Consider the following 26193-nt stretch of genomic DNA (forward strand, 5'->3'; position numbering starts at 1 on the left):
GGCCGTGATGCTAGGTAAGGCCGTATCGGGGGTCATTGCCACGGTTGAACGCCGCGGCTAAGACTGGTCACGTCGCCGAGCACCGCAAGCGTTCTCCGGAACGGAACGCGGTCAACGAGCACCGGCCCCCGCACTGTTGGGCTCGGTCCGCGACTCCCCCGTCCCCAACGGTTAGGTTCCCCTGTGTCGTTCGTCCGTAACATCCTCGCCCAGCCCCGCACCGCTCGCCGCAAGGCCGTCGTCGCCGGCGCCGCCGCGGTCCTCGGCGCCACCGGTCTGGGCCTCGGCGTCACCCCGGCCATGGCCGCGCCGGCGTCCGCCGCCACCGGAGTACAGGGCACGGCGCGAGCGATGATCGGCAACGAGGCGCAGTTCCAGTGCTTCAGCAACATCGTGTCGCACGAGAGCGGCTGGAACCCCAGCGCCACCAACGCCTCTTCGGGCGCCTACGGGCTGGTCCAGGCACTGCCGGGCTCGAAGATGGCCTCGGCCGGCGCCGACTGGAAGACCAACCCCACGACCCAGATCAAGTGGGGCATGGACTACATGAACTCCCGCTACGGCAGCCCGTGCGCCGCCTGGACGTTCTGGCAGGCCAACCACTGGTACTGAGCCGGTGGCAAGCAGCTCCACACGAAGGCCCCGACCGGGTTCCGGTCGGGGCCTTCGGCCTGCCGGACGGCGTGCACCCCGGCCGCGGCGCACCTGTCCACACCCGGCCTGGGGTCGCCCTCAGAGCCGCTGGATGATCGTTCCGGTGGCCAGCGCTCCGCCCGCACACATGGTGATGAGCGCGAACTCCTTGTCCCTGCGCTCCAGTTCGTGCAGTGCCGTGGTGATCAGCCGGGCCCCGGTGGCGCCCACCGGGTGGCCGAGTGCGATGGCCCCACCGTTGACGTTGACCTTCTCCAGATCCTGATCGAAGACCTGCGCCCAGCTCAGCACCACTGACGCGAAAGCCTCGTTGATCTCGACGAGGTCGATGTCCCTCAGCGACATCCCGGCCTTGCCCAGCACCGCACGGGTCGCGTCGACCGGGCCGTCGAGATGGAAGTGCGGGTCGGAGCCGACCAGTGCCTGGGCGACGATGCGGGCACGCGGCTTGAGCTTGAGCGCCCGCGCCATCCGCTTGGACGCCCACATGATCGCGCAGGCACCGTCGGAGATCTGCGAGGAGTTGCCCGCGGTATGGATGGCGGTGGGCATGACCGGCTTGAGCCGGGCGAGCCCCTCCATGGTGGTGTCCCGCAGCCCTTCGTCGCGGTCGACGAGGCGCCACATGCCCTGCCCCGCCGCCTGCTCCTCCTCGGTGGTCGGCACCTGGACCGCGTACGTCTCCCGTTTGAAGCGCTCCTCGGCCCAGGCCACGGCTGCCCGCTCCTGCGAGATCAGCCCGAGCGAGTCGACGTTCTCCCGCGTGAGGCCCCGTTTGCGGGCGATGCGTTCGGCGGCCTCGAACTGGTTGGGCAGGTCGACGTTCCACTCGTCCGGCCAGGGCTTCCCGGGGCCGTGCTTGGAGCCGCTGCCCAGCGGTACGCGCGACATGGCCTCGACACCGCAGCTGATACCGACGTCGATGACTCCGGCGGCGACCATGTTGGCGACCATGTGGGAAGCCTGCTGCGAGGAGCCGCACTGACAGTCCACGGTGGTGGCGGCGGTCTCGTACGGGAGTCCCACGGTGAGCCAGGCGTTGCGCGCCGGGTTCATGGACTGTTCACCGGCATGGGTGACCGTACCGCCGACGATCTGTTCGACGCAGTCGGCATGGATGCCGGTGCGGCCGAGGAGTTCACGGTAGGTCTCGCCCAGCAGATAGGCGGGGTGCAGATTGGCGAGCGCGCCTCCGCGCTTGCCGATGGGGGTGCGTACGGCTTCGACGATGACGGGTTCCGCGGCCATGAGCTCGTCCTCTCCTCGCACTTCCGCAGGGGCGTCCCGGCGCCCGCGGAAGGAACTAGTACGCGTTCTAGTTCTGCAAGCAGTCTTATGAGGCTTACCCCCGGTACGCAAGAGCCGTGCACGCACCTTGCACCCACTTCCTGCCTGGCACACCCAGTCTTCACGCAACAGATCCGGCCATGGCTCTTGCGAGTTGTAGAACTCGTTACTACCTTTCCGGCAACTTCTGATGGGCCGTCAGACATGGCTCGGGCGGCCCTCGGACCGACCTGGAGTTGCCGATGCCCTGCCCTCATCTGCCCGAAGGGTTCGACTTCACCGACCCCGACCTGCTCCAAGCCCGTATCCCGTACCCGGAGTTCGCCCGGATGCGGGAGACCGCCCCGGTCTGGTGGTGCACCCAGCCGGCCGGCATCTCCGGATTCGACGACGAGGGCTACTGGGTGGTCACCCGGCACGCGGACGTCAAGTACGTCTCCACACACCCTGAACTGTTCTCGTCCCACACCAACACGGCAGTCATCCGCTTCAACGAGTCGATCAGCCGCGACCAGATCGATGTCCAGAAGCTGATCATGCTGAACATGGACCCGCCCGAGCACACCCGGGTCCGCCAGATCGTCCAGCGCGGCTTCACTCCCCGTGCGATCCGGTCCCTGGAGCAGACCCTTCGCAGCCGCGCCCGCTCGATCGTCGAGACCGCGCTCGCCTCCGCCGACGACGACGGCTCCTTCGACTTCGTCACCAATATCGCCGTCGAACTGCCGCTCCAGGCCATCGCCGAGCTTATCGGCGTACCTCAGGAGGACCGGTCGAAGATCTTCGACTGGTCCAACAAGATGGCCGCGTACGACGATCCCGAGTACGCGATCACCGAAGAGGTCGGCACCGAGGCGGCCATGGAGATCGTCTCGTACGCGATGAACCTGGCGGCGGACCGCAAGGAGTGCCCGGCCAAGGACATCGTCTCCCAGCTGGTCGCCGCGGAGGGCGAAGGCAACCTCTCCTCCGACGAGTTCGGCTTCTTCGTGATCCTGCTCGCCGTCGCCGGCAACGAGACCACTCGCAACGCGATCAGCCACGGCATGCACGCCTTCCTGACCCACCCCGCCGAATGGGAGCTGTACAAGCGCGAGCGCCCGGAGACGACCGCCGAGGAGATCGTGCGCTGGGCCACCCCCGTGGTCTCCTTCCAGCGGACCGCCACGCAGGACGTCGACCTGGGCGGGCAGCGGATCAAGAAGGGGGACAGGGTCGGGCTGTTCTACTCCTCCGCCAACAACGACCCCGAGGTCTTCGAGAACCCGGAGGCCTTCTCCATCTCCCGGGACCCCAACCCCCATCTCGGCTTCGGTGGCGGGGGACCGCACTTCTGTCTCGGCAAGTCCCTCGCCGTCATGGAGATCAACCTGATCTTCAACGCGATCGCGGACGTGCTGCCGGACCTGCGGCTGGTCGGCGACCCGCGGCGGCTCCGCTCCGCCTGGCTCAACGGAATCAAGCAACTGCAGGTCAGCGCAGCCGGCACGGCGGACAAGGCCGGTACGCCCACCGGCTGACCGGTTCGCGGATTCGGGCGGCGGTGGCCTTCCCCTACGCCCCGGCCCCCGCCGCCCGTCCGCGCCCCGCGACCTGTCCGCCGCCGTTGCCCATCCGCCCCCGTGGCCTGCCCGCACCCCCGCTCCGGGAAGCGCGGGGACGTACGAGGATCATGGCGTCCATGCACGCCCTGCTCTCCGGCTTCGCCCCCATCTGGACGCTCACCGGCATCGGTTACGTGGTCGGCCGCAGCGGCCTCCTCGGAGAACAGGCGGAAGCCGTGCTCGGCCGGTTCGTCTTCCACGTGGCCATGCCCGCGGCTCTGTTCATCATGGTCTCCGGCGCACGGCTGGACGCCTTCGCCAACTCCTCCATGGTGGCCTTCGCCGCGGGCACGGCACTCGTCTGTGCCCTCGGCTTCGTCCTGGCCCGGCGCCTCTTCGGCCGCAAGACCGCCGACCAGGCGATCAGCAGCATGGCGTCCGGCTACGTGAACTCCGCCAATCTCGGCATCCCGGTGGCGGTTCAGGTGCTGGGCGACGCTTCGTTCGTCGCGCAGATCATCCTGTTCCAGGTACTGCTGGTCTCCCCCGTGATCCTGACACTGCTCGACACGGGTACGGGGTCCGGCTCCGGAAAGGGCGTCACCTTCCGGCGGATGCTGACCATGCCGGTCCGCAACCCGATCATCATGGCCTCGATGTTCGGCGTCGCCGTCTCTGCGATCGGGCTGCGACTGCCGACCGCTCTCACGCACTCCTTCGATCTGCTCGGCGCGGCAGCGGTGCCCACGGCCCTGATCACCCTCGGCCTGTCGTTGAACGGGCGCCCGGCGGCGGCCGGCGCACCGTCAGAGAGAGTGGCGGACTCCGGGGAGCGCGCGGAGGTGGGAGTCGCCGTCGTGCTGAAGACGCTGGTCCAGCCGCTGATCGCGTTCCTCGTCGGCGGCCCGCTGCTGCGGCTGCCGGACCATCAGTTGCTGGCCGTGGTGGTGTGCTCCGCGCTGCCGACGGCCCAGAACGCCTTCATCTACGCCCGCCAGTACGGTCTGGACACCAAGCTCGCCCGCAACTCCGTCGTCGCCTCCACGGTCGCTTCCATGGCCACCTTGTCGTTCGCCGCCTGGGCGCTCGGGCCGTCCCACTGACCGCTTCTTGGGCTGTTCGAGTGGCGGGCCGCCCGGGACAGGCGGATGCTGGGTAAGCGGCGATCCACGCCGAAGGGGTGCCGGACGGCAACAGGTCGTCCAGGCACCCCTTCGGCACGCGTGCAACCGGTCGCCGCTCACGTCTTGCTGCCCACCGTCTCGCCGGTCACCTGGTGGGAAGCGGCCCGTTCCGCCGCGGCCGGGTTCCGTTCCGCCCCGGCTGCCCGGTCGACCACCGGTTGCAGCTTTCGCGGTCCCGCGAGGACGTGAGTGAGCACGAAGCCGAGCCCGATGACCAGCGCCCCGCCCACCGCGTCGAGCACCCAGTGATTGGCCGTGGCGACGATCGCCGAGACGGTGAACAGCGGGTGCAGCAGTCCGAGCGCCTTCATCCACAGCTTCGGGGCCAGCATCACGATCATGACGCCGCACCAGAGCGACCAGCCGAAATGCAGCGAGGGCATTGCCGCGTACTGGTTGGTCATCGAGGTGAGCGTGCCGTAGTCCGGCTTCGCGAAGTCCTGGACACCATGGACCGTGTCGATGAAGCCGAGCCCCGGCATCAGCCGCGGCGGCGCCAGCGGGTAGAGCCAGAAGCCGAGCAGCGCGACCAGCGTGGCGAAGCCGAGGGTGGAGCGGGCCCAGCGGTAGTCCGCGGGACGTCGTACGTACAGCACACCGAGGATGGCCAGCGGCACGATGAAGTGGAACGTCGCGTAGTAGTAGTCGAAGAAGCCCTTCAGCCAGCCGATGTGGACGACCGTGTGGTTGGCCCAGTGCTCGATGTCGATGTGCAGCCACTTCTCGAGCGAGTGGATCTGCCGGCCGTGCGCCTCGGCGGTGCTGCGGCCAGCCGTCGCCGCCAGCCTGACGTGCGCGTATCCCGAGTAGACGACCCTGATCAGCAGGAGTTCGAGCAGCAGGTTGGGACGGCTGAGCACCCGTCGCCAGAACGGCAGCAGCGGTACGCGGCTCCAACGGGCCGGAACCGGGACGGCGTGGTCCGTGAGGACCGGCCGCTGCCAGTACGGCGAGGTGCGCGACAGGAACGGCGCGGCGCAGGCGGCGCCCAGCGCAGCGAGGAGCAGCACGTTGTCCCGCACCGGGAAGGCGACCGGGATGTTCGGCAGAAGTATCTTCCCGGGCAGCGTGATCACGAGCACCACCACAGCCGGCCACACCAGCCGGTCGGAGGCCCGCTCGCCGGCCCGGCCGACCACGGCGAGGAGCACCCAGAGCAGCTGGTGCTGCCAGGCGGTCGGCGAGACGGCGACGGCGACACAGCCGGTCACGGCGACGGCGAGGAGCAGCTGGCCGTCGTTCGCGTACCGCACGGCGCGCCGCAGCCCGACGTAGCAGACGGCAGCGGCCAGCAGCAGGAACAGCCCGACCTCGAGCGGGCCCGCCAGGCCGAGGCGGAGCAGCGCGCCGTGCAGGGACTGGTTGGCGAGACTGTCCGCGCTGTCGCCGAGTCCGGCGCCCGCGACATGGTGCACCCAGTACGACCATGAGTCGTGCGGCATCACGGCCCAGGCCAGCGCGGTGCAGACGGCGAATGCGGTGCCGCCGGTCACTGCGGCCCTGCGGCGGCCCGTCAGCCAGAGCAGGACGGCGAAGAGCAGCACGGTCGGCTGGAGCGCGGCCGCGATTCCGATCAGTACGCCGGAGGCGCGTTCTCCCCGGGCCACGAAACAAGCGAGGAGCACCAGCAGGACCGGCAGGATGCTGGTCTGACCGAGGTGGAGGGCGTTACGGACCGGCAGGGACAGCATCAGCAGGCTGATCGCGACCGGGGCCGCCAGCAGGGCGGTCCGACGGGAGACGGGCCCCGGCAGCGCGCGGGCCGCGACGAGGCCGAGTGCGGCGACGAGCAGCAGCGAACCGAAGGTCCAGGCGACGCCGAGGCTCTGTTCGGCCGTCCGGGCCAGCGGCTTCAGTACCAGCCCGGCAAAGGGGGTGCCGGTGAACCGGTCGCTGTCGTAGAGCGAACCCGTCACATGCAGGACACCGTTCTCACCGATCCACGTCTCCAGATCGGTGAGCCGTTCGTCCGGCGGCTGCCGCAGCACCACCGCCATCTGCCGTCCCGCCAGCAAGGCGACAACCAGCCAGAGCACAGCACGGGCTGCCCCGGTCCTCGCCCCCGTTGCCGCGTTTCCGCGCACACTGTGCTCCGCATTCGCCACGCTGCGCCGACCCTCCCGCCGTTCATCCGCCGTCCTCGTCCCAGGACGTGCTGTGAAACCTTCGCATTGCGCTACGAGGTAGACACAATCAACCTCTTCTTCGCCGGGCTGTCACCCCGCTTTGTCCGGAAGAATGCTCGGATCGCCGATCGGCCCCGGACGCAGCGGCCGGGTGGGAGAGGCCGCGCGCGTGCCGCCGTCGGTGTGACCGCCGCCCACGAGAAGGTCACGAACAGTCGTGCGCGGAGTGAAGCGCGGTACGGAGATCCCGCACCGCCCGAACCGCAGGGCCGTCCGTGTGGGCCGGACCGCCGGTCAAACCGTTTGGCTCCCGGTCATGCGCAAGTCACAATCACGCACATGACCTGGACTGTTGCCCCGGACCCCTTCGACTCTCCCGACTCCACCGCACTGCGCCGGGACTACTACGACGAGGTCGCCAGCCGGTACTGGGGGCGCCCCGCGACCGCCCGGGAGATCGACGAGGGGCTCGCCGACGACGGTGTCGACCGGCTCACCCCGCCGACCGGCGAGTTCGTCGTCGGCAGGTTCCACGGGAAGCCGGCTGCCTGTGCCGGGCTGCTCCTGATCGACGCGGACGTTGCGGAGCTGACCCGGGTGTTCGTACGCCCGGAGTTCCGCGGCACGGGCGGCGGCGGGCTGCTGCTGACGGCCGTCGAGAGCGCGGCGCGTGCGTTCGGCGTACGGCGGATCAGGCTGGACACCCGCAACGACCTGGTGGAGGCGCGCGGGCTGTATGCCAAGCACGGTTACGCCGAAGTCCCGGCGTTTCACCGGAAGCCGTACGCGGAGCACTGGTTCGCCAAGGAGCTGTAGGCCGGGCGAGGCCGTCCCGGATCGGGCGGTGCCTGCCGGGCCGCCGGAATCGAGCCGCCCGGCTCAGACCGCGTGGTCCCGTCTCGGCTCCGGACCGTGCGGCTGCTCCTCGCTCGATCCGCACGTCTCGGCGGTCAGCTCCTCCACGAGTCTGTGCAGGTCGCTCGGCCGTTCCGGCCCCCACCAGTCGCCCAACAGCTCGGCCAGCGACTCCTCGCGGGCCTGCGCGAGCTTCATCACGACCTCCGAGCCCTCGTCGGTGAGCACCAGCTGCACCCCTACACGCCGGGCCAGACCCCGCTCCTCGAGCTGACGCGCCGCGTCGCTGATCACGCGCACCGGCACCGGAATGGTGTCCGCGAGGAGCCCGGGTTCAACGGTGCCGTGGCGTTTGACGCGCAGCAGCATCCAGCTCGCCGCGGGCAGCAGGTCGTACCCCGCACGCTCGGTGATCTTCACATAGACGTCGCGTCGCCCGTCGCGGGTCGCGAGCACCGACAGGGCCCGTGCGCATTCGTCGTACGAGGACCGCTCGACCGGGTTGGACGCCAGGGTCTCGGTGCTGTCGGGGGCCGTCACCGAGCCGCGCAACGTGTCCTCCTTGAGGAACCAGGCGAAGAAGAAGGCGATCAGGACGACGGGGGCGGCGTAGAGGAAGACATCGGTGATCGAGGTCGAGAACGCATGGAGCACCGGAGGCCGCAGCGCGGGCGGCAGTTGGGCGATGGCGCGGGGGTCGGCGGCCACCCGGCCGGCGTCGACGCCGGGCGGCAGGGTGATACCGGAGAGCGCCGCGCCGAGTTTGTCGGTGAGCCGGTTGGTGAAGATCGTGCCGAAGATGGCGACACCGAACGAGGCACCGATGGAGCGGAAGAACGTCGCCCCGGAGGTGGCGACGCCCAGGTCCCCGTAGGTGACGGCGTTCTGCACGACCAGCACGAGGACCTGCATCACCAGACCGAGCCCGGCACCGAAGACGAAGAAGTAGGCGCTCATCTGCCCGGTGCTGCTGAACTCCGTGAGCCGGTGCAGGAGCATCAGGCCGATCGCGGTGATGCCCGTGCCCAGGACCGGAAAGACCTTCCAGCGGCCGGTACGGCTGACGATCTGGCCGGACAGGGTCGATGTGACGAGCAGGCCGACGACCATCGGCAGCAGGTGCACACCGGACAGGGTCGGCGTGATGTCGTGCACGATCTGCAGGAACGTCGGCAGATAGGTCATCGCACCGAACATCGCGAAGCCGATGACGAAGCTGATGACGGCGACCAGGCTGAACGTGCGGATCCGGAACAGCCTCAGCGGCAGTACGGGTTCAGCGGCGCGCCGCTCGACGGACACGAAAGCGATCAGCAGCAGCACGCTGAGGACGGCGAGCCCGATGATCTGTGCCGAGCCCCAGGCCCATGTGGTACCGCCCAGTGAGGCGACCAGGACCAGACAGGTGGCCACGGCGGCGATGAGGAAGGTGCCCAGGTAGTCGATGGTGTGCTTGGCCACGCGGACCGGGATGTGCAGCACGGCGGCGATGACGAGCAGCGCGACGACACCGATCGGCAGGTTGATGTAGAAGACCCAACGCCAGCTGAGGTGCTCGGTGAAGAGGCCGCCGAGCAGCGGTCCGAGGACGCTCGTCATGCCGAAGACCGCACCGAACAGGCCCTGGTACTTGCCGCGTTCGCGCGGGGCGACGAGGTCGCCGACGATCGCCATCGAGAGCACCATCAGACCGCCGCCGCCGAGGCCCTGGAGGGCACGGAAGCCGATCAGCTGCGGCATGTTCTGGGCCATGCCGCAGAGTGCGGAGCTGACGAGGAAGATGACGATGGCGATCTGGAAGAGCTTCTTGCGCCCGTACTGGTCGCCGAGCTTGCCCCAGAGCGGGGTCGCGGCGGTCGACGCGAGCAGATAGGCGGTGACCACCCACGACAGGTGCTCCAGGCCGCCGAGATCGCTGACGATGGTCGGCAGCGCGGTGGAGACGATGGTCTGGTCGAGTGCGGCGAGCAGCATGCCGAGGAGCAGGGCGCCGATGGCGACAAGGACGGTCCGCTGGGAGCGGGCTTCGCCGGGGGCCAGGGCCGGGGGGCTCAGCTGGTTGGCCATAAAACTCTCCTCGGGTCCACTACATCCCCATCCTGGCCGCAGTGGACCGTTATGGCCTGTTGGGGCGTCATCGCGGCGGGCTGCATAATCGCAGGCAGTTCAAGGGGAGGGGACCCACGAAATGACCGGACAGGTCTGCCCGGAGTGCGGTACGGACAACGGATCGGCGGAGAGACCGGACGGGACACCGGAGGGGAGACCCTCCGCCGGGCCCGGCTGCGGATGCGCGGAGCGAGCGGCGCGACGGGCCGCCGCACAGGCGGAGACAGCGGCGGCGGAGGACTTCGATCCGCTGCGGATCAGGCCGTACGTGACGCTGGGGGGCGACGGGACGGCGGCCGACACCCCGTCGGGGAACGACGCGGCCACGACGATGCCGCTGTTCCTCGACCCGGAGGCGATGACGGGTCCGCCGCCCGCACCGCAGGACAGCGCCGGAGCACCGGAGCCCGGCTACGGGACCAGGGACGCCACGGACACCATGGGCCGGGTGGATCCGGTGCAGCCGCGCCGGCGCCGCCCGTTCGCGGCGGTAGCCGTGGTCGCGGCCGTGGTCACGGTGGTGGGCACCGCGGCGTTCGTCGGCGGACTGTTCAGTGGGGACGGCAAGGAGGGCGCCGACCGCGAGCAGGCCCTGCCGAGCACCGTGGTGTCGGCCGAGCCCGACGCGTCCACCTCACCCGATGCGTCGACGTCGGCCGCCGCATCTGCGTCCGCCTCGCCTTCGGCCTCCGCGTCGCCGTCCGCATCCGCCTCCGCCTCGCCTTCGGCGAGCGCATCGCCCACCCCGTCCGCCACCTCGTCGCATCCGGCCGCACCGTCGGCGCCGGCCTCCGCCGAGGAGTCCGCCGGGACGTCGTCGGCCCCGTCGATCTCGAAACCGCACGATCGCACACTGCAGCGCGGCGATCACGGCCCCGCGGTGGCCGAGCTGCAACGGCGGCTGCAGGAGGTGTGGCTGTACCGGGGGCGCGACGACGGCGACTACACGGGCCAGGTCGAGCACGCGGTGAGCGTCTACCAGTCGTACAAGTCCATCGAGGGTGATCCGGCCGGCGTCTACGGTCCGAACACCCGGCGTGCGCTCGAGGCGGAGACGACGGGCCGCGGCCGGTCCTGACGGAAGGGGTCCGCCGCGCGGGATTCGCTTTCCCGGGCAGGTTTTTGTATCGTGATGGAACAAAGTAGCCCTCGCCCGTACTCCCTGACCGGCGGGCGGGGCTGCTTGTTCTCTTCACCTGCTCGTTCGCGCCACCCCGCGTTGCCCTCCTTCCCCCCGCCTGGAGACCGCCGATGCCGGCCACCGTCCTCACCGCACGTGCCCTCCTGCTCGACATGGACGGCACCCTCGTGAACTCCGACGCCGTGGTGGAGCGCTGCTGGCGGCGGTGGGCACTGCGTGAGGGCCTGGACCCGGAGGCCGCGCTCAAGGTGGTCCACGGGCGCCAGGGGTACGCCACGATGGCGGTACTCCTCCCCCATCGCCCGATGGAGCAGAACTACGCGGACAACCGCGTGATGCTCGCCGAGGAGACCGCCGACACCGACGGAGTGGTCCCGATCGGCGGCGCCCCCGCCTTCATGGACGAGATCGCCGCGCTCCCGCACGCCCTGGTGACCTCGGCGGACGAGGCGCTGGCCCGGGCCCGGATGACGGCAGCCGGACTGCGGATGCCGGGCATCCGCGTCACTGCGGAATGCGTCGGCGCCAGCAAGCCCGACCCCGAGGGCTTCCTCAAGGGCGCGGCCGAACTGGGCTTCGCCCCGGCGGACTGCATCGTCTTCGAGGACTCGGAGGCCGGTATCGCGGCGGGCCGGGCGGCCGGCATGCGCGTCGTGGGCGTCGGTCCGCGCGCCGCGGCGCTGGCGCCGGACGCGCACGTCGACGATCTGACGCAGATCCGCGTGGACCCGTCGGCCGACGGCTCGATCCGCCTGCACGTCAGCGCCGCCCTTGCCCGGTAGCGTCCGGCCGATCGGCCGAGAACATCCCTAAGGGCTGTCCCGGTACATCCGTCCACGCGCCACGAGTTCGAGGACCGTCGCGACGGCCACCGCCTGTACGGCCATCAGCGCGACCAGCACGAACAACTGCACGGCCCCCGCCTGAACCGGCGAGGCGCCGCCCAGCAGCATGCCCACGAACGCCCCGGGCAGCGTGACGAGCCCCACCGTCCGCGTCTGGTCCAGCCCCGGCAGCAGCGCCTCCGACGCCGCGGGCCGGGCGATCTCCATCCGCGCGTCGCGGTCGAGCAGTCCGAGCGCCATCCCCGCCTCCACCTCCCCGCGCCGCATCGTCAGTTCGTCCAGCGCGCGCCGCCCGCCGAGCACGGTCGCGGTGAGCGCACCTCCGATGAGGATGCCCGTGACCGGGATCAGCGCGAGGCCGCGGACGGGCAGGAGTCCGGTGAGCAGCAGGACGGCGATCACCGGCGCGACCCCCGCGGCGATCGGCAGGGCCGCCCACCACCAGGTGCGGTTCGCGGTGATCCGGCGCCCCGCGGTCCGTACCGCGACCGCGTACATCAGCGCCAGGAAGCCGAGCAGCGCCGGCAACGAGCGGACCACCCAGCCGATGAGCACGGAGACGGCCGCGAGTTGGACCGCGGCCCGTAGTCCGGCCAGGACGATCTCGCGCGACCGGCCGAGCGAGGCCACGGCGGCGACCACGGCGGCCGCCGCGAGCAGCAGGGCGAGGACGACGCCGAGCGTGATGTCGACCGGAAGCAGCACGCGGCCACCTTAGGCCGGGCCCACTCCGGCATCCGGCACGAATCGGCTTTCCGCAGCCAGGAACTGCCGGTGCGTCAGCCCTGTCGCACCTCTTGATGTGACGTGCACATGTCGCCACTCTGTTACCTGGCGCCCACCCCACAGAAACCTGGCGCCGCCACGATGGCCGGGTTCGCAGGTCGCCCGCCCAAGGCCCCCCACGTCAAGGGAGTTCGCATGTCAGGTGTCTACGCGCGTCGCATCGGCGTCGTCGTCGCATCCGCCGCACTTGCCGCAACCAGCGGACTGCTCACCGCGCCCACCGCCCAGGCCGCCATGCCCACGCCGGTCGCCGCGTCCACCGCCCGCACCTACCTGAGCCAGCTGACCGTCTCGGCGGAAGGCTCGTCGTCCGGCTACAGCCGGGACCTGTTCCCGCACTGGATAACCCAGTCGGGGGCCTGCGACACCCGCGAGGTCGTCCTGAAGCGGGACGGCACGAACGTCACGCAGAACTCCAGCTGCTCGGCCGTCAGCGGCAATTGGTACTCCGAGTACGACGGTGCCAGCTGGACCGCCGCTTCCGACCTGGACATCGACCACATGGTCCCGCTCGCCGAGGCCTGGCGCTCGGGCGCGAGCAGCTGGACCACCGCACAACGCCAGTCCTTCGCCAACGACCTGACGCGCCCGCAGCTCATCGCGGTCACGGACAACGTCAACCAGTCCAAGGGCGACCAGGATCCGGCGGAGTGGCTGCCGTCGCGCACCGCTTACCGCTGCACGTACGCGCGCGCCTGGGTACACGTGAAGCACTACTACAACCTGACCGTCGACTCGGCGGAGAAGAGCGCGCTCCAGTCCGTTCTCAACGGCTGCTGACCGGAACCGCTCACCCCTCCCCCGCCGTTCCGTACGGTACGGAGCCCACTCGCACGTGACGGGCTTCGTCCGTACGCGCACGGGCCCCGTCCGTACGGAACGACGCGAGGAGGACACCTCATGGCCGGGCTGCGCCTGGGACCACTACTGCGGTACGTCGACTGGGAGACGGGTTCCACCGCGACCGTCTGGGTCGAGGCCGACCGGCCGACCACGGCCTAAGTCCGGTGCGCGGACGGCGCGTCGGGCTCCTCCCGGACGTTCGCGATCGCGGGTCACCACTACGCACTGGTGGTGGTGACGGGCCTGACACCGGGCTCGACCACGGCGTACGAGGTGCTGCTCGGCGGCCGCAGGGTCTGGCCGCTCGAGGACTCCGGCTTCCCGGCGAGCACGATCACCACACCCCCGATATCCCCCGCACCCTCCGCGGCGGACGAGAACGCGGAGCCGACGCCCGTCCGGATCGCCTTCGGCTCCTGCCGCTGGGCCGCTCCCCCCATCGGCGAGCGGGACGCCGCCGGCCCCGACGCGCTCGACACCCTTGCCGCCCGGCTCGCCGCCGACCCCGGCGCCGCACGCCCTGACGTGCTGCTCCTCCTCGGCGACCAGGTGTACGCGGACGAGACGTCGAAGGCGACCCGCAGCCGCCTTGCCGCGCGCCGCGACCTCGCGGAGCCGCCGGGCGCCGAGGTCGCGGACTACGAGGAGTACACCCACCTCTACGACGAGTCCTGGCGCGACCCCGAGGTGCGCTGGCTGCTCTCCACCGTCCCCAGTTGCATGATCTTCGACGACCACGATGTGGTAGACGACTGGAACACCAGCGCCGCGTGGCTCGCCTCCGTCCGTTCGACCCCCTGGTGGCACGAGCGGATCGTCAGCGGACTGGCGTCGTACTGGGTCTATCAGCACCTCGGCAACCTCTCCCCCGCCGCCCTGGCCGCCGACCCGGTCTACGCGGCGGTACGCGCCGATCCGGACGGCACCGAGGTGCTGCGACGTTTCGCCGCCGAGGCGGACGCCGACCCCACGCGCACCCGCTGGAGCTACCGCCGTGTTTTCGGCCGAGTACGGCTGCTGATGGTGGACACCCGAGCCGCCCGCGTACTGGACGAGGAGCGCCGGTCGATGCTCGACGACAAGGAGGCACACTGGGTGCGCGAGGAGGCCCTCGCCGACCCCGGTTCGTACGACCATCTCCTGATCGGCACCTCGCTGCCGTGGCTGCTGCCCCCGCTCATCCATGACGCGGAGGAGTGGAACGCCGCGCTGTGCCGGGGCGAGCGGGGCGGGCCGGACGGGCGATGGGCGCGGTTCGGCGAGAATCTGCGGCGCCGCTCCGACCTGGAGCATTGGGCGGCCTTCCCCGACTCCTTCCGCCGGCTGACGGAGCTGATCCGGGAGGCGGGAAGCGGTCCGGACGCCCCGGCGACGGTTTGTGTGCTGTCAGGCGATGTGCACCATGCGTACATCGCGGAGCCCACGTGGCCGGCCGACGCGCCGGAGGCCGACCCCGGGGCGCGCATCCTGCAGCTGACCTGCTCTCCCGTGCACAACTCGGTCCCCGGCCCGCTCAAAGCGGGGTTCCGTTTCGGCTGGAGCCGGGCAGGGCGTCGGCTCGGCCGGCTGCTGGCGCGGCACGGCCGGACGGGCCCGGCACCGATCCGGTGGCGGAAGACCGGCGGGCCGTGGTTCGGCAATCAGCTGATGACGCTGACGCTGCATGGCCGGAATGCTGCGCTGACATTGGTTCAGGCCAGGGAGAAGGCCACAGGTGCGCAGCTGGAGACGGTACTGGAGCGGACGCTGACCGCCGGCGAATAGGCAATTTTCAGCCAGGGGCAAAAGGTTGAACTTGCAAGCACTGGTGAGGTCACCCTAACCTGAGGCGCTCAATCGGTTCTCGTCCCCCACCGACCGAAGGAGCCCTCCCCTCATGTACACCCGCCTGAACCGTGCACAGCCGCACGCTCTCGCCCTGTTCCGGATCGTCGTCGGCCTGCTCTTCGCCTGCCACGGCGCCGCCTCGCTCTTCGGCGTCCTCGGCGGCGCCATGGGCGGCTCCATACCCACCGGAACCTGGCCGGGCTGGTACGCGGCGCTCATCCAGCTCGTCGGCGGCACCCTGATCGTCCTGGGCCTCGGCACCCGCATCGCCGCCTTCGTCGCCTCCGGCTCCATGGCGTACGCGTACTTCAAGGTCCACCAGCCCGAGGCGCTCTTCCCGCTGCAGAACGGCGGCGAGCCGTCCGCGGTCTTCTGCTGGGTGTTCCTGCTGCTGGTCTTCACCGGCCCGGGCTCCCTGGCCCTGGACCGGCTGTTCGCACGGCGGAGTGACACGGAGCCCGGCAAGGACCGCACCCGCGAGCAGGCACCGGCGGTCGCGGCCTGAGCCTCGGTGTCTCCCGTGTTGCCGCGCCTGCCCCACCGGCCCCCGAGGTCTATGAGGCAGGCGCGTCACATGTGACACGTGAGGTACACAACATCCCCCGCGCGTAATGATGTACAGGTAAACGGCAGGCGTACGCTGTACAGCTGGCCCTGCCGCCCCTGCCGCTCCCCTGCGACGTCGCGGCGTTGGAACGAACGGGGAGTACGCGAAGGTGCTCGAGAGTATGGGTGCGCTGACCGGCAGCCCATGGATCTATGCGGTGGTCGCCCTCTCGGTGCTCCTGGACGTCTTCCTGCCCGTGCTGCCCAGCGGGGTCCTGGTGATCACGGCGGCCACAGCGGCCGCCGCCGGCACGACCTCGGTCGCGGGCGCGGCCGGCTCCGCCGGAGAGGTCCCCCAGGTTCCGTCGCTCCTCGCGCTGATCCTGAGTGCGGCCACCGCCTCGGTGCTCGGCGACCTCGTCGCGTACCGCCTGGCCTGGCGCGGCGGCGACCGGCTGGACCGCGCCATCGCCCGCTCCCGCCGCCTCACCACCGCGCAGGAACGTCTCGGCGCGGCCCTGAGCCGCGGCGGCGGCATCCTCGTCGTCATCGCCCGCTTCGCCCCGGCGGGCCGCTCGGTCGTCTCCCTGGGCGCGGGCGCGGCGCACCGCAAGGTGAAGGAATTCCTGCCCTGGTCGGCCCTGGCCGGCGTGGCCTGGGCGGCCTACAGCGTGGGTCTCGGCTACTTCGGCGGCCAGTGGCTCGGCACGACATGGCTGGGCACGGCGGTCTCGGTGCTGGCCCTGTTCATGGCAGGCGCGCTGGCCGCGTACCTGATGCGCCGCCCCGCCGCGGCAGCAGCCACCCCCGCGACGGCCACCGCGACGGCTTCGGCACCTAAGACGTCCTGACGGACGCACCCCGCACCTCGAGACCGCCCAGCAGTCGGGCGGTCGCTTCGGCGATCTCGTCGACGGCCCGGTCGAACACCTCCTGATTGTGCGCGGCCGGAGCGCGGAAGCCGGACACCTTGCGTACGAACTGCAGGGCGGCGGCCCGGATGTCCTCCTCGGTGGCCTCTTCGGGAAGGACGGGCGGGCGAAGGGTCTTGATGCTGCGGCACATGCCTCCAGTGTGTACCGACCCACTGACATCGCCCGCGCGGCAAGCGGGCGCCCCCGGACCGGCCTCAGCACCGCTCGACCGCGGGGATCTCGTAACTGCCGTCGAGCACCGCACGCCCCGGCGTGCAGAGCCTGAGCACGGGCCGGAAGTCCCCGTCGGGCGCGGGCAGCCAGTTCGCCGCCGCCGCGGGTTCCGCAGGGCGTTCCTTCCCCAGGTGGATGGTCAGCGACCCGTCGTCCGCACGCACCAGCCCGGGCGTCCGGTCACCGATCGCATACCGGCCCGCCGGGTTCTCGACGAGGCGGCCGTCCGGGGCGTCGTACATGGTCACGGACCAGAACGCCCCGACCGGCGGCGGCTGCTCGAAGCGCAGCACATAGGAGTGGGCACCGTTCAGCCGATGGCCGTCGGCGTCGTGGGAGGTGTGTGCGCACACGGCCTCGTACCCATGGGACCCCCACGGCGCGTTGCGTGCCGCCACCGCCCTGGCCAGGTAGGACGCCTCCCGGTCGGCCATCTTCCACTCCGGCGAGTCGATCGTCCCCACCCCGAAACGGTCCAGGTTGTAGTCGAAGAGATGCGGATCCATCACCCAGCGCCCACCGTCCACCGCACCCGGCTGCCCGGCCTCCGCCACACGGGACCGGCCGCGCTCCATGCCCTCGACGAGTGCGCGAACGAGGACGGGATCGGCGGAGACGTAGGGCGAAGGCCCCTCCTCCAGCAGCCCCAGCGCCTGGAACCGGTCCTGGTACGCGCAGTCGGCGGCAGCCGGCGGGAAGTCGGCCATCCACACCCTGAGCTGCTCGAAGAAGCGCAGCTGCGCCAGTACGTCGGTGTCGGGCGCGGGCAGCCCGGTGCGGTGCGTCCCGGGTTCGAGATGCGTGAGCGTGAGCTGCTCCTGCAGCGCCCGGACCCGCTCCACGTCGTCGGGGCCGTCACAGGCGATGCGGCCGACGACGGAGACCACGGAGGTCGGCGCGTCGATCACCCCACGCACCCCACCGGGCTCACTGCCCGCCCAGCCCGGCGGCACGACGAGCCATTCACCCTCGTCCGTACCGGTGGCGCGGCGGCCGACGTACGCGAAGTTGTTCGTCCAGGTGTCCACGAACTGCAGCACGTAGTACGCACCGTCGGTGTCGGGGACGTGCAGCCGGATCGGCCCGCCGGAGAGATCGAGCTGGGCGACCGAGCAGAGCGTGTCGCCGCCGACGGAGGCGAAGTGGGTGCCGGGGTCCGCCGATCGGCCCGAGTGCGCGAAGTGGTTGAACGGGGTGGGCGCCAGCGGGCCGACGCCCACCTGCATGAAGTCCTCGGCCGTCGAGAGGTCGAAGACCAGCGGATACCCGTAGACATACGCCTCGGCGGCAAGAGCGACGAGCTCTTCCGACGGATCGGATGCAGCAGCCATGAATGCAGTCCTCCGTCCCCACCAGCACTCAGACGAGCGCCTTGGAACGGTCCGTGCACAGGGCCCAGATGACGAACGTGTCGATGGCGATGGAGATGATCGCCCAGATCGGTACGTACGGCAGCCACATGAAGTTGGCGATCATGTTGAGCGCCGCAATCACGATACCCAGCACCCGGGCCCACCCGGCACCCTTGAGAATGCCCAGACCGATCACGACAAGAATCACGCCGAGAACGAAATGGATCCATCCCCAGCCCGTCACGTCGAACTTGAACGTGTAGTTCCTGATGCGGGCGTAGACATCGTCGGACGCGATACCGGCAATGCCCTTGATCACCCCCAGGACGCCGTCCACCATCAGCAGGACACCGGCGAACATGACCCCACCGGCCGCCCAGGGATTGCTGTCGTCCCGCAGACCGGGAGGACGGGAGGACGTGCCGGGCGTGGGCGCTGTCTGTGCCATGGAAACTCCTGGGCCGGAACGGGATGAAGCCGGACAGAACCGACCTTGCGCGGCACGTTCCCGTGCGACCACCTGTACGCATCCATTCGGGTGACGGCATCGCGGCCCGACCGCCGGCCCGGGTCCCCCGTACGAGTGGGAAGGGCGGGTCCGCACACCGGACCACCGGCCGCCGTACCACGCTGACCACCAATCGACGCAGGAGGACGCCGTGGTGCACCAGTCACCGAACTGCCCCCACTGCCTGGATCACCGGGCACTCTGGCGTGACACCAGTCGCACGACACCGGCCGCCCCGCACCTGTGGCACTGGTACTGCTCCGGATGCGCCCGGACGTGGGCTCCCAGCCCCGGTGAGAAGGCGAGACACCACCACCATGGCGCACCAGGAAGATCACGCCATCACGTGTAGCAGCCCCCCTCGGCGCCCTGGCACCGAACGCGTGCCGACGCATACGACGACCGGCATCGGCCCAGGTCGGCGAACGCACCACGAGATCCTGACCGCGGCGAGGGATGTCGGACCCCTCTGGCATCCTCCTCCTCATGCCGCACGACAGCGCCCTCGACCTGGTACAGATGACGGACCCGCACGAGGTCGCCCCTGAACTCCGGCGGGAGTTGATCGACTGCTGGATCACGGTCACCAACACCGGCGGCGCCGCGGGATTCCCGTTCCCGCCTGTCGGCGAGGACGACGTCACCCCTGTCGCGGACCAGCTCCTCAGCCGTCTCGACCCACACCGGAGCAGACTCCTTGTCGCCCGGACCGACGGCGTCCTCGCCGGATGGGTCATCCTCAACCGCGATCCCCACCGGCTCGTCGGACACTGGGGCACGGTCCACCATCTGCAGACCCACCCCGCGTTCCGCGGACGCGGCATAGGCTCCGCCCTCGTCCTCGCGCTCCGGAAGATCGCCCGCGATGAGCTGGGCCTGGAACAGCTGCGCCTCGCAGCCCGGGGAGGCGAGGGACTGGAGGACTTCTACGGACGGCTCGGATGGCGAGAGACCGGTCGCTGGCCCGCAGCCCTCCGACTCACACCCGACGACACCCGTGACGAGGTCCTGATGATCCTTGCTCCACTCTGACCGAAGAGCATTCGGACAGCTGCCATACGGAGCAGCAGCCCACCCGGCCCCCAGCAGGCGGGCGGGCCGCCGGGAAAGCCACGCAGAGGGTGGCCGACGGGTGACGGCCCCTCACGAGACCTGCGGCGGAACACTCGCAGCCTTGACGGCTTCGGTCAGGTCCTCTGTCAGCTGAAGTGGATGCTGCTGAGGTCGATCGAGACCATGACCTCATCGAGGACGGGTCGGTCGTCGGTGTCGCGGCGGTAGGCCCGGCGTCTGGTGGGCAGCACGATGCCGTCCGCCTCCACGTGGTCGTACACGTACTGCGCGGCGGCGAACCCACCGGCGACGTCGACGTGGTAGTCGTGCCGGCGCAGGAGGTGGTCCGGGCCGAAGTAGAAGTCCTGTTGGGTGCTGTGACTGGCGATCCCGGACGGGAAGGTGGCGCGCAGTCCTCGCCAGGCTTCGTCTCCCTCCCGCCACGCTTCGATCTCGGTGACCGTGAAACCGGGCATGGACAGCAGGAACGGCGTGGTGAGGTAGGTCCACAGTGCGTAGCCGTTGAAGTAGGCGCGGTCCAGCGGGTCCCAGGGGGTCTCCAGGACGTGGCCTGTGAAGGACGTCCGCGGGTCCTTGCGTTCGGCCACCACGCGCCCGTCGAGCTTGTCGACGGCCACTCGCCCGGGAGTGAAGTCGGTCTTCTGGTCAGGGGCACCGAAGGGCTTGACCGAGGCGTGCTCCTCATGGAGTCGGACGGTCATGTCGCGCGGCGCGGAATCCTGCGGCAGGCCCTTGACGTCGAACAGGTGGCCACCGCTGACGAGGGTGGCTTGCACCTGGTTGAGTTCCTGCCAGCGCGTGATCCCACCGTGGGCTTCGATCGCCCGGGTGAGCAGCTCGTTCATGTCAGGCCTCCTCCAGTGCATTCTGGTGGGTCGTCCCGAAAGCGCGCCAGTCGATCTCTCGCCGGGCTCAGCGCCGGGCGACGCCTTCGAGCCGGGCGGCGGCCGCGGCGACGGCAGAGCCACCCGCGAGCTCAGCGTGCCGTCGCCTCCCTTCCCTCACCCTCGTGTCGCCGTTCATCGGTCAGGCGTCCGGCCGTTAGGCTCGCGTCGCCACAAAGGTCCCGATCTTCACGGAGGGCAGGACGACGGGGATCAATCGAGAGCGCATCGTCAGAACACTGACGTTCTGGCTGCGGCCGGCCTTCGCGTTGCGGGTCATCAACCGGTTTCAGAAGATCGTGGGTTTCGACCGCTCGATGGCCCTGGCGTCCAGCGCCTTGACGGCGTTGGTCCCGCTCTCCGTCCTCCTCGGCGCCGTCTTGGGCAACTTCGTGCACTTCGACGCCGCAGAGCGGATCATCGAGCGTTACCACCTCACCGGAGCGGGCGCCACGGCAGTCAGCTCGCTGTTCTCGCCCGCCGAGGCGACCAGCGCAAGCGTGGGCGTCTTCGGGGTCGTGTTTCTGACGATCTCGGTGCTGAGCTTCGCGCGAGCCGCACAGCGGCTCTTCGAACAGGCATGGGAACTCAAGCCCCTCAGTGTGCGCAACACGCGCAACGGCTTGTGGTGGATCCTCACTCTCGGTGGCTACGTAGTGATCAGCACGTTGCTCTCCGGGCTCCATACCCAGGGCGTGCTGGGTATGGCGGCCGCTTCGGCGTGTGGGGTACTGGTGACCGCCGCGTTCCTCGTCTGGAGCGGCCGGATCCTGTCGGCGAAGCGGATCAGCTGGCCGGACCTGCTTCCCTTCGGCATCACCGGCGCCGTGCTGACGGCGGCCTATTCAGTGGGCGCGACCATCTACATGCCACACCTCTTCAACTCCTCCGCAGCACGCTACGGGGTGGTCGGTGCCGTCTTCGCAATGATCTCCGCCCTCTTCGCAGCCATGCTCGTCCTGGTTGCATCGGCGGCACTGGGGCGAGAAGTACGGGACGAGCTCAGCCGGATCCGTCAGGGCCACCGCCCTTCCGACCATGAGGTGCGCCGGCAGTGGGACAGCGTGGTCGAGCAGACTCGGTCACGGTGGCGCACGGCACGCAAACAGGTCTCTCATCATCGGAACAAGGGCTCGAACCATTGAGCTCGAACCATTGATGTGCACGGCCGGCCATCGCCCGACGCGGTCGAAGGGCCGCTCGCCTTCAGTTCTCCGCGACCTGGATGATCGTTTTGCCGCGTGCCCGGCGGCCGCTGCCGACGAACGCTTCGGGCACTTCGGACAGTGGCCGCACATCCCCGACGACCAGCCTGAGTCGTCCGTCCCGGACACGCTGGACGAGGTCCGCCAGGCGGACCCGGTCGGCTTCGACGACGAAGAAGACGGCCCGGCCGTTCTCAGGCTGGATTCTGGGCGGCGCGGCGATGGTGACGAGGGTGCCACCGGCGCGTACCAGGGCGGTCGAGCGGTCGAGGATCTCGCCGCCGAGCACATCGAATACGAGGTCGACCTCGCCGATGTCCTCGAGCCGGTCGTTCTGCAGGTCCACAAAGATGTCCGCGCCGAGACCGAGTGCGGTGTCCCTGCCGGCGGCCCGTCCGGTGCCGATCACTCGGGCGCCCGCCTCGCGTGCGAGCTGCACGGCGATCGACCCGACACCGCCGGCGGCACCGTGGACGAGGACGGTCTGGCCTGTCGTGAGGCGGCCGTGGTCGAACAGTCCCTGCCATGCGGTCAGCCCGGAGATCGGCAGGGCGGCGGCCACCGTGTGGCTGACGTCCGCCGGTAGTGGCGCAAGATTGCGGGCCTCCACCGCGGTGTACTCGGCCAGTGATCCGTTCCGGGTCCAGTCGGCCAGTCCGAACACCCGCTGCCCGACGGTCAGGCCCGTGGTCCCGTAGCCCAGTTCGGCGACCACGCCGGAGAGTTCGTGCCCGGGTACGCTCGGCGTCCGGTCGCGGCCGGCGCGGTCGGACCAGGATCCCGGCCAGTCGAGCTCTCCAGGGGTGAACCCCGCGGCATGCACCCGCACGATGACGTCGTTCTCAGCGGCGTGGGGGTGGGGCATGTCCGTGAGGGAGAGCCCACCGGCACCCGCGTCACGGTCTCGAACGGTGATGGCTTGCATGATGGGTCCTTTCCGGCAGAAATTTTTCACCCACGTCGGCGGAGACGCGCACGGTTGAGGCGGCCCCTCGTCCGGGACGACGGCCGGCGTGAGGACGGACTTGCACGTTTCATCACGTTGTCTCTTATGGCTCTCCGATCAGCTGGGCCAAGGGGCGCCGATGATGCGCTCGACCGTGGTTGTGCGATGGAAACCCGGAACAAAGTGCTCCAGCACGTCCGCATTCACGGTTCCGTTCGTGGTCTCCGGGCGGTGCTCGAGTCCGTCGACGAAGGCCTGCAGGAACTCGTTCTTGAAGTCGCCCCGCGGATGGACGGCGATGATCTCTTCCACCTGCGCGCGATCCAGCTCGCCCAGACCCAGACCGAGCACATCGGTCAGGACGCCGAAATTCGTGATGGCGATCTCCGGGCCCATCCGGCCGGGAATTCCCGGCGTCGTGTGCAGCGCAATAGCCGTCCAGACCACGTCGGCGGCTGTGGTCGGGAAACCTCGGTCGAGCATGAACTTGCGTGCATGGTCAGCTCCATCGACCTCGAAGCGCTGCTCCACATCGGAAAAGGGCGTCAAGAGGCCGGTGTCGTGGAACATGGCGGACAGATAGAGCAGCTCCGGATCGGGCTGCAGACCGAGCCTGCGGGCATGAATGACACCGAAGACGAAAACGCGCCGGGAGTGATGGTAGATGAGGGGCCTGGTCGTCTTCTCAATAAGACGGGTGGCTTCGGCGACCGCCTCTGTTTCGGGAATCTCCACCCCTGCGATGATCTCAGTCATGACCTCTGCGCTTTCCGGTATCGGTGTGTTACGAATGAACGGTGCGTCCGTCTTCCACCCTGCCGACCACCGGCCCCTCGGCGCCACCTCGGTCCCGCCATGAGTCACCTGAATCCGGACAGGTGGGGAACGGGGGTGCGACCGCCACGCATCGGGTCGTGATCCTCGTCTATGACGGGGTCACACTGCTGGACGTCGCCGGTCCCGCGGAGGTGTTCGCGGAAGCGAACCGACTCGGTGCCGACTACGAGATCGTGCTGGCGTCACCGACCGGCACCGACGTCACCTCGTCCATCGGGATCCGGATCGCGGTCGACGCCGCCGCCTCGCAGGCTGCTCCCGACACCTTCCTCGTGGTCGGCGCGGACCGCTACCCGCGCAGCCCTGTCGCCCGTGATCTGGTCGAGGCCACGCAGACCCTGGCGCTCCGGGCCGACCGGGTCGCGTCCATCTGCACCGGAGCATTCGTCCTCGGCGCCGCCGGCCTCCTGGACGGCAAGCGTGCGACCACGCACTGGAAGGTCGCGCAAGAACTCGCCGTCCGCTGCCGGGCCAGCCGCGTCGAACCTGATGCGATATACGTTCGTGACGGCAACACGTACACCTCGGCGGGCGTGACCGCCGGCATCGACCTGGCGCTGGCACTCGTCGAGGAGGATCACGGCCCTGATCTGACCCGCGATGTCGCCCGCGCTCTGGTGGTCTATCTGCAGCGTTCAGGCGGCCAGTCACAGTTCTCCGCCCCCCTGCAGGGACCGCCACCCCGATCTCCGGTCATCCGTAGGGTCACCGACTTGGTGACGGCTGATCCCGCGGGAAATCACTCACTCGGTGAGCTCGCCAAGCACATAAATGTGAGCCCTCGGCATCTCACGCGACTCTTTCACGACGAACTGTCCATCACGCCGGCACGGTACGTGGAGATGATCCGGTTCGACATGGCAAAAGCTCTGCTCGACCAAGGGCACACCGCAACGCAGGTGGCTTCCCTAGCCGGATTCCCGAGTTACGAGAGTATGCGGAGAGTTTTCGTGAGGAAGATGTCGATCAGCCCCGCCGCCTTTCAGCGCCGCTTCAGCACGGCACACCGCACCGAGACGGAACAGCAGTAAGGCGAATTGGTCGGATGGTCCTTGCAGCAGGGGCGCCGGCGTTCTGACTGCCGTGTGGGGTTCTGACTGCTGTGCCGGGCCATCAGCGGCTCGCTGCGGGAGCGTTCTGGCGGGCGGGGGCGGACGGTTCCGAACCGCCGACATCAGCTTGGTAAGCCTGGCGCCGACCACAAGACCGTCTTGACTGGTGAACGGTCGCACAACAGGGCCGCGCCTGCCGGTGCCGGCCTGCGCCGCCTCGCTCCCCAATTGACAGCGATTGCTGCCAGTCACTGTGGATGCGGAACTTCTCTGCTGCACTGCCGGCAGAGAGAAACGGCGAGAGGAACCGGGTATGCCGTGACGGCGTCAGAGTCCGCAAACCGGTGCTGCCCGTGATTTGACCGCCAATATGCCGGCCTCCGAGCAGGAACGTTTTGGCTCGGCGGGGCCTACTCACGTAGTGACGCTGCGCGTTGGTACCCATCGCCTCGTACGGCACGGGCCCCGGTCCGCCGCGCCCTCCGCGTACATTTTCTCATGCTTCGACTGCTCTTCACTTGTTTCCCGTCGCGCGGCCCCGTGATGCCCGGGCGAGCGGTCGCTGAAGCCAACCCTGAGCCACGACTGGTTGAATCCCGGAAATCCTTCCGCGCGACATCCTCGAAGAGAGCGCGCAAGGTGTAAGGGCGGGGGTTCGACTCGACCTGTAGTTACACGGAGTTGCTTCTGCCAGTCCCGCCCCTACGCCGGAGCCACGATGGTTATGGCCCGCCGCTCACGATGGCAGGCGACTGGGATCACAAGCACGGTGCCGAAAAGGAGAAAACCATGAGAGGAAAGATCGCCCTGAGTGCCGCCGCGGCAGTTGCGCTTGTCGGAGGGATGACTGCGATCACCGCCGCGCCGGCCTCCGCTGCCCCGAACCAGAACTGTCGGGTAGTAGCAAATAGCCTGACCGGAGAGAACTTCGCTCCCAATGGGACGTTCGCAGTCTCGCCTGCTGGGATGATGGTGCGCTCTTCCTCTGACGGTCGTATCGGACCGACCACCGTTACGGGCGCGGGCAACTTCTCCATAGGTTCTGTGGCTTGCACCGGGGCGGCAGCGACGTCGGCAGGAAGCGGAACAAGTACTGCCGCTGCGACAGCTGCCGGGACGAGTGCAGCACAAGCGGCGATAAAGAGAGGCGCCTCCCCGCAAGCTGCGAAGGCGCAAGGCATAGCCGCGGCACAGAACAAGGCGGTGAGCCTTGGCTTGTCGCCGACGCTGATAACCCAGGTCATCAATCAGACGAACACCAACATGACGCAAATCATGAATTCCAGCGTCATCAATGCCCCCGCCAGTACGACCACCGGCACCGGCACACAGCCGACCACCACCGGCACCGGCACACAGCCGACCACCACCGGCACCGGCACACAGCCGACCACCACCGGCACCGGCACACAGCCGACCACCACCGGCACCGGCACACAG

Annotated in this window: 23 protein-coding genes and 1 pseudogene; 13 read left to right on the forward strand and 11 right to left on the reverse strand. The window is 69.5% G+C overall.

Annotated elements, in window-relative coordinates:
* The first annotated feature begins 183 nt into the window (after positions 1-183).
* Positions 184-612 carry a transglycosylase SLT domain-containing protein gene (locus ACFYP5_RS08140; RefSeq protein ID WP_389032119.1) on the forward strand — a complete coding sequence of 143 codons (429 nt, stop codon included), beginning with the start codon at positions 184-186 and terminating at the stop codon, positions 610-612.
* 120 nt (positions 613-732) lie between these two features.
* Here ACFYP5_RS08140 and ACFYP5_RS08145 read toward each other — a convergent pair whose 3' ends face one another.
* Complete coding sequence (locus ACFYP5_RS08145; RefSeq protein ID WP_389032121.1) at positions 733-1902, reverse strand: steroid 3-ketoacyl-CoA thiolase; 1170 nt, start codon at positions 1900-1902, stop codon at positions 733-735.
* A gap of 281 nt (positions 1903-2183) precedes the next feature.
* Between ACFYP5_RS08145 and ACFYP5_RS08150 the strand changes: the two genes are divergently transcribed.
* Entirely contained in the window at positions 2184-3461 is a 1278-nt protein-coding gene (locus ACFYP5_RS08150; RefSeq protein WP_389032124.1) for a cytochrome P450, read from the forward strand.
* 152 nt (positions 3462-3613) lie between these two features.
* Positions 3614-4588, forward strand: a complete 975-nt coding sequence (locus ACFYP5_RS08155; protein WP_389032127.1) for an AEC family transporter — start codon at positions 3614-3616, stop codon at positions 4586-4588.
* A 137-nt stretch (positions 4589-4725) separates the two neighbouring features.
* Here ACFYP5_RS08155 and ACFYP5_RS08160 read toward each other — a convergent pair whose 3' ends face one another.
* Positions 4726-6705: a bifunctional glycosyltransferase 87/phosphatase PAP2 family protein gene (locus tag ACFYP5_RS08160; RefSeq protein ID WP_389032980.1), complete on the reverse strand. Its 1980-nt coding sequence runs from the start codon at positions 6703-6705 to the stop codon at positions 4726-4728.
* Positions 6706-7134: 429 nt separating this feature from the next.
* Between ACFYP5_RS08160 and ACFYP5_RS08165 the strand changes: the two genes are divergently transcribed.
* Positions 7135-7611 (forward strand): GNAT family N-acetyltransferase, encoded by a 477-nt coding sequence (locus ACFYP5_RS08165; protein WP_389032129.1) that lies wholly within the window; start codon positions 7135-7137, stop codon positions 7609-7611.
* Positions 7612-7674: 63 nt separating this feature from the next.
* Here ACFYP5_RS08165 and ACFYP5_RS08170 read toward each other — a convergent pair whose 3' ends face one another.
* Positions 7675-9717, reverse strand: coding sequence for an MFS transporter (locus ACFYP5_RS08170; RefSeq protein WP_389032132.1), 2043 nt, complete (start codon positions 9715-9717; stop codon positions 7675-7677).
* A gap of 121 nt (positions 9718-9838) precedes the next feature.
* Here ACFYP5_RS08170 and ACFYP5_RS08175 point away from each other — a divergent pair, with 121 nt between their 5' ends.
* Both ACFYP5_RS08175 and ACFYP5_RS08180 read left to right on the forward strand, forming a co-directional pair.
* Positions 9839-10837, forward strand: a complete 999-nt coding sequence (locus ACFYP5_RS08175) for a peptidoglycan-binding protein (RefSeq protein ID WP_389032135.1) — start codon at positions 9839-9841, stop codon at positions 10835-10837.
* Between the two features lie 173 nt (positions 10838-11010).
* Entirely contained in the window at positions 11011-11682 is a 672-nt protein-coding gene (locus ACFYP5_RS08180) for an HAD-IA family hydrolase (protein ID WP_389032138.1), read from the forward strand.
* Positions 11683-11709: 27 nt separating this feature from the next.
* On the opposite strand, the gene ACFYP5_RS08185 is transcribed toward ACFYP5_RS08180, so the two are convergent.
* The gene (locus ACFYP5_RS08185; RefSeq protein ID WP_389032141.1) at positions 11710-12450 is read right to left on the reverse strand and encodes an ABC transporter permease; all 741 of its coding nucleotides are present in this window, start codon (positions 12448-12450) and stop codon (positions 11710-11712) included.
* A gap of 216 nt (positions 12451-12666) precedes the next feature.
* Between ACFYP5_RS08185 and ACFYP5_RS08190 the strand changes: the two genes are divergently transcribed.
* The 4 genes and pseudogenes from ACFYP5_RS08190 to ACFYP5_RS08205 all read left to right on the forward strand — a co-directional run bounded on the left by ACFYP5_RS08190 (position 12667) and on the right by ACFYP5_RS08205 (position 16598).
* Positions 12667-13311, forward strand: a complete 645-nt coding sequence (locus ACFYP5_RS08190) for an HNH endonuclease family protein (RefSeq protein ID WP_389032144.1) — start codon at positions 12667-12669, stop codon at positions 13309-13311.
* Positions 13312-13431: 120 nt separating this feature from the next.
* Positions 13432-15138: pseudogene (locus ACFYP5_RS08195) on the forward strand (alkaline phosphatase D family protein).
* A 112-nt stretch (positions 15139-15250) separates the two neighbouring features.
* Entirely contained in the window at positions 15251-15706 is a 456-nt protein-coding gene (locus ACFYP5_RS08200) for a DoxX family protein (RefSeq protein WP_389032147.1), read from the forward strand.
* 211 nt (positions 15707-15917) lie between these two features.
* A complete protein-coding gene (locus ACFYP5_RS08205) occupies positions 15918-16598 on the forward strand; it encodes a DedA family protein (RefSeq protein WP_389032149.1) in 681 nt (226 codons plus the stop codon).
* Here ACFYP5_RS08205 and ACFYP5_RS08210 read toward each other — a convergent pair.
* From ACFYP5_RS08210 to ACFYP5_RS08220, 3 genes are all read right to left on the reverse strand, one after another.
* Positions 16585-16812 (reverse strand): DUF2277 domain-containing protein, encoded by a 228-nt coding sequence (locus ACFYP5_RS08210; RefSeq protein WP_389032152.1) that lies wholly within the window; start codon positions 16810-16812, stop codon positions 16585-16587. The genes ACFYP5_RS08205 and ACFYP5_RS08210 overlap by 14 nt on opposite strands.
* 64 nt (positions 16813-16876) lie before the next feature.
* Positions 16877-18226 carry a DUF1254 domain-containing protein gene (locus tag ACFYP5_RS08215; RefSeq protein ID WP_389032155.1) on the reverse strand — a complete coding sequence of 450 codons (1350 nt, stop codon included), beginning with the start codon at positions 18224-18226 and terminating at the stop codon, positions 16877-16879.
* Between the two features lie 28 nt (positions 18227-18254).
* The gene (locus tag ACFYP5_RS08220; RefSeq protein WP_389032158.1) at positions 18255-18695 is read right to left on the reverse strand and encodes a hypothetical protein; all 441 of its coding nucleotides are present in this window, start codon (positions 18693-18695) and stop codon (positions 18255-18257) included.
* 546 nt (positions 18696-19241) lie between these two features.
* Here ACFYP5_RS08220 and ACFYP5_RS08225 point away from each other — a divergent pair.
* Positions 19242-19787 carry a GNAT family N-acetyltransferase gene (locus tag ACFYP5_RS08225; protein ID WP_389032162.1) on the forward strand — a complete coding sequence of 182 codons (546 nt, stop codon included), beginning with the start codon at positions 19242-19244 and terminating at the stop codon, positions 19785-19787.
* 167 nt (positions 19788-19954) lie between these two features.
* Here ACFYP5_RS08225 and ACFYP5_RS08230 read toward each other — a convergent pair whose 3' ends face one another.
* Positions 19955-20674: a hypothetical protein gene (locus ACFYP5_RS08230; protein ID WP_389032165.1), complete on the reverse strand. Its 720-nt coding sequence runs from the start codon at positions 20672-20674 to the stop codon at positions 19955-19957.
* A gap of 338 nt (positions 20675-21012) precedes the next feature.
* Between ACFYP5_RS08230 and ACFYP5_RS08235 the strand changes: the two genes are divergently transcribed.
* Positions 21013-21858 (forward strand): YhjD/YihY/BrkB family envelope integrity protein, encoded by an 846-nt coding sequence (locus tag ACFYP5_RS08235; RefSeq protein ID WP_389032167.1) that lies wholly within the window; start codon positions 21013-21015, stop codon positions 21856-21858.
* A 61-nt stretch (positions 21859-21919) separates the two neighbouring features.
* On the opposite strand, the gene ACFYP5_RS08240 is transcribed toward ACFYP5_RS08235, so the two are convergent.
* Positions 21920-22843, reverse strand: coding sequence for an NADP-dependent oxidoreductase (locus tag ACFYP5_RS08240; RefSeq protein WP_389032169.1), 924 nt, complete (start codon positions 22841-22843; stop codon positions 21920-21922).
* A gap of 138 nt (positions 22844-22981) precedes the next feature.
* Positions 22982-23620 carry an HD domain-containing protein gene (locus tag ACFYP5_RS08245; protein WP_389032170.1) on the reverse strand — a complete coding sequence of 213 codons (639 nt, stop codon included), beginning with the start codon at positions 23618-23620 and terminating at the stop codon, positions 22982-22984.
* A gap of 158 nt (positions 23621-23778) precedes the next feature.
* Here ACFYP5_RS08245 and ACFYP5_RS08250 point away from each other — a divergent pair, with 158 nt between their 5' ends.
* Entirely contained in the window at positions 23779-24732 is a 954-nt protein-coding gene (locus ACFYP5_RS08250; RefSeq protein ID WP_389032172.1) for a GlxA family transcriptional regulator, read from the forward strand.
* Between the two features lie 1268 nt (positions 24733-26000).
* Here the strand turns inward: ACFYP5_RS08250 and ACFYP5_RS08255 are convergent.
* On the reverse strand, positions 26001-26193 hold a 193-nt coding region (locus tag ACFYP5_RS08255), incomplete at its 5' end, for a hypothetical protein (RefSeq protein WP_389032174.1).

It is taken from the genome of Streptomyces sp. NPDC005262 (assembly GCF_042872425.1).
Classification (GTDB): domain Bacteria; phylum Actinomycetota; class Actinomycetes; order Streptomycetales; family Streptomycetaceae; genus Streptomyces.

Coding starts and splice junctions, on each gene's coding strand:
- ACFYP5_RS08150 (WP_389032124.1), top strand. CDS start 2,184: ATGCCCTGCCCTCATCTGCCCGAAGGGTTCGACTTCACCGACCCCGAC.
- ACFYP5_RS08145 (WP_389032121.1), bottom strand. CDS start 1,902: ATGGCCGCGGAACCCGTCATCGTCGAAGCCGTACGCACCCCCATCGGC.
- ACFYP5_RS08230 (WP_389032165.1), bottom strand. CDS start 20,674: ATGAACGAGCTGCTCACCCGGGCGATCGAAGCCCACGGTGGGATCACG.
- ACFYP5_RS08200 (WP_389032147.1), top strand. CDS start 15,251: ATGTACACCCGCCTGAACCGTGCACAGCCGCACGCTCTCGCCCTGTTC.
- ACFYP5_RS08210 (WP_389032152.1), bottom strand. CDS start 16,812: ATGTGCCGCAGCATCAAGACCCTTCGCCCGCCCGTCCTTCCCGAAGAG.
- ACFYP5_RS08165 (WP_389032129.1), top strand. CDS start 7,135: ATGACCTGGACTGTTGCCCCGGACCCCTTCGACTCTCCCGACTCCACC.
- ACFYP5_RS08220 (WP_389032158.1), bottom strand. CDS start 18,695: ATGGCACAGACAGCGCCCACGCCCGGCACGTCCTCCCGTCCTCCCGGT.
- ACFYP5_RS08190 (WP_389032144.1), top strand. CDS start 12,667: ATGTCAGGTGTCTACGCGCGTCGCATCGGCGTCGTCGTCGCATCCGCC.
- ACFYP5_RS08175 (WP_389032135.1), top strand. CDS start 9,839: ATGACCGGACAGGTCTGCCCGGAGTGCGGTACGGACAACGGATCGGCG.
- ACFYP5_RS08170 (WP_389032132.1), bottom strand. CDS start 9,717: ATGGCCAACCAGCTGAGCCCCCCGGCCCTGGCCCCCGGCGAAGCCCGC.
- ACFYP5_RS08180 (WP_389032138.1), top strand. CDS start 11,011: ATGCCGGCCACCGTCCTCACCGCACGTGCCCTCCTGCTCGACATGGAC.
- ACFYP5_RS08245 (WP_389032170.1), bottom strand. CDS start 23,620: ATGACTGAGATCATCGCAGGGGTGGAGATTCCCGAAACAGAGGCGGTC.
- ACFYP5_RS08215 (WP_389032155.1), bottom strand. CDS start 18,226: ATGGCTGCTGCATCCGATCCGTCGGAAGAGCTCGTCGCTCTTGCCGCC.
- ACFYP5_RS08240 (WP_389032169.1), bottom strand. CDS start 22,843: ATGCAAGCCATCACCGTTCGAGACCGTGACGCGGGTGCCGGTGGGCTC.
- ACFYP5_RS08225 (WP_389032162.1), top strand. CDS start 19,242: ATGCCGCACGACAGCGCCCTCGACCTGGTACAGATGACGGACCCGCAC.
- ACFYP5_RS08155 (WP_389032127.1), top strand. CDS start 3,614: ATGGCGTCCATGCACGCCCTGCTCTCCGGCTTCGCCCCCATCTGGACG.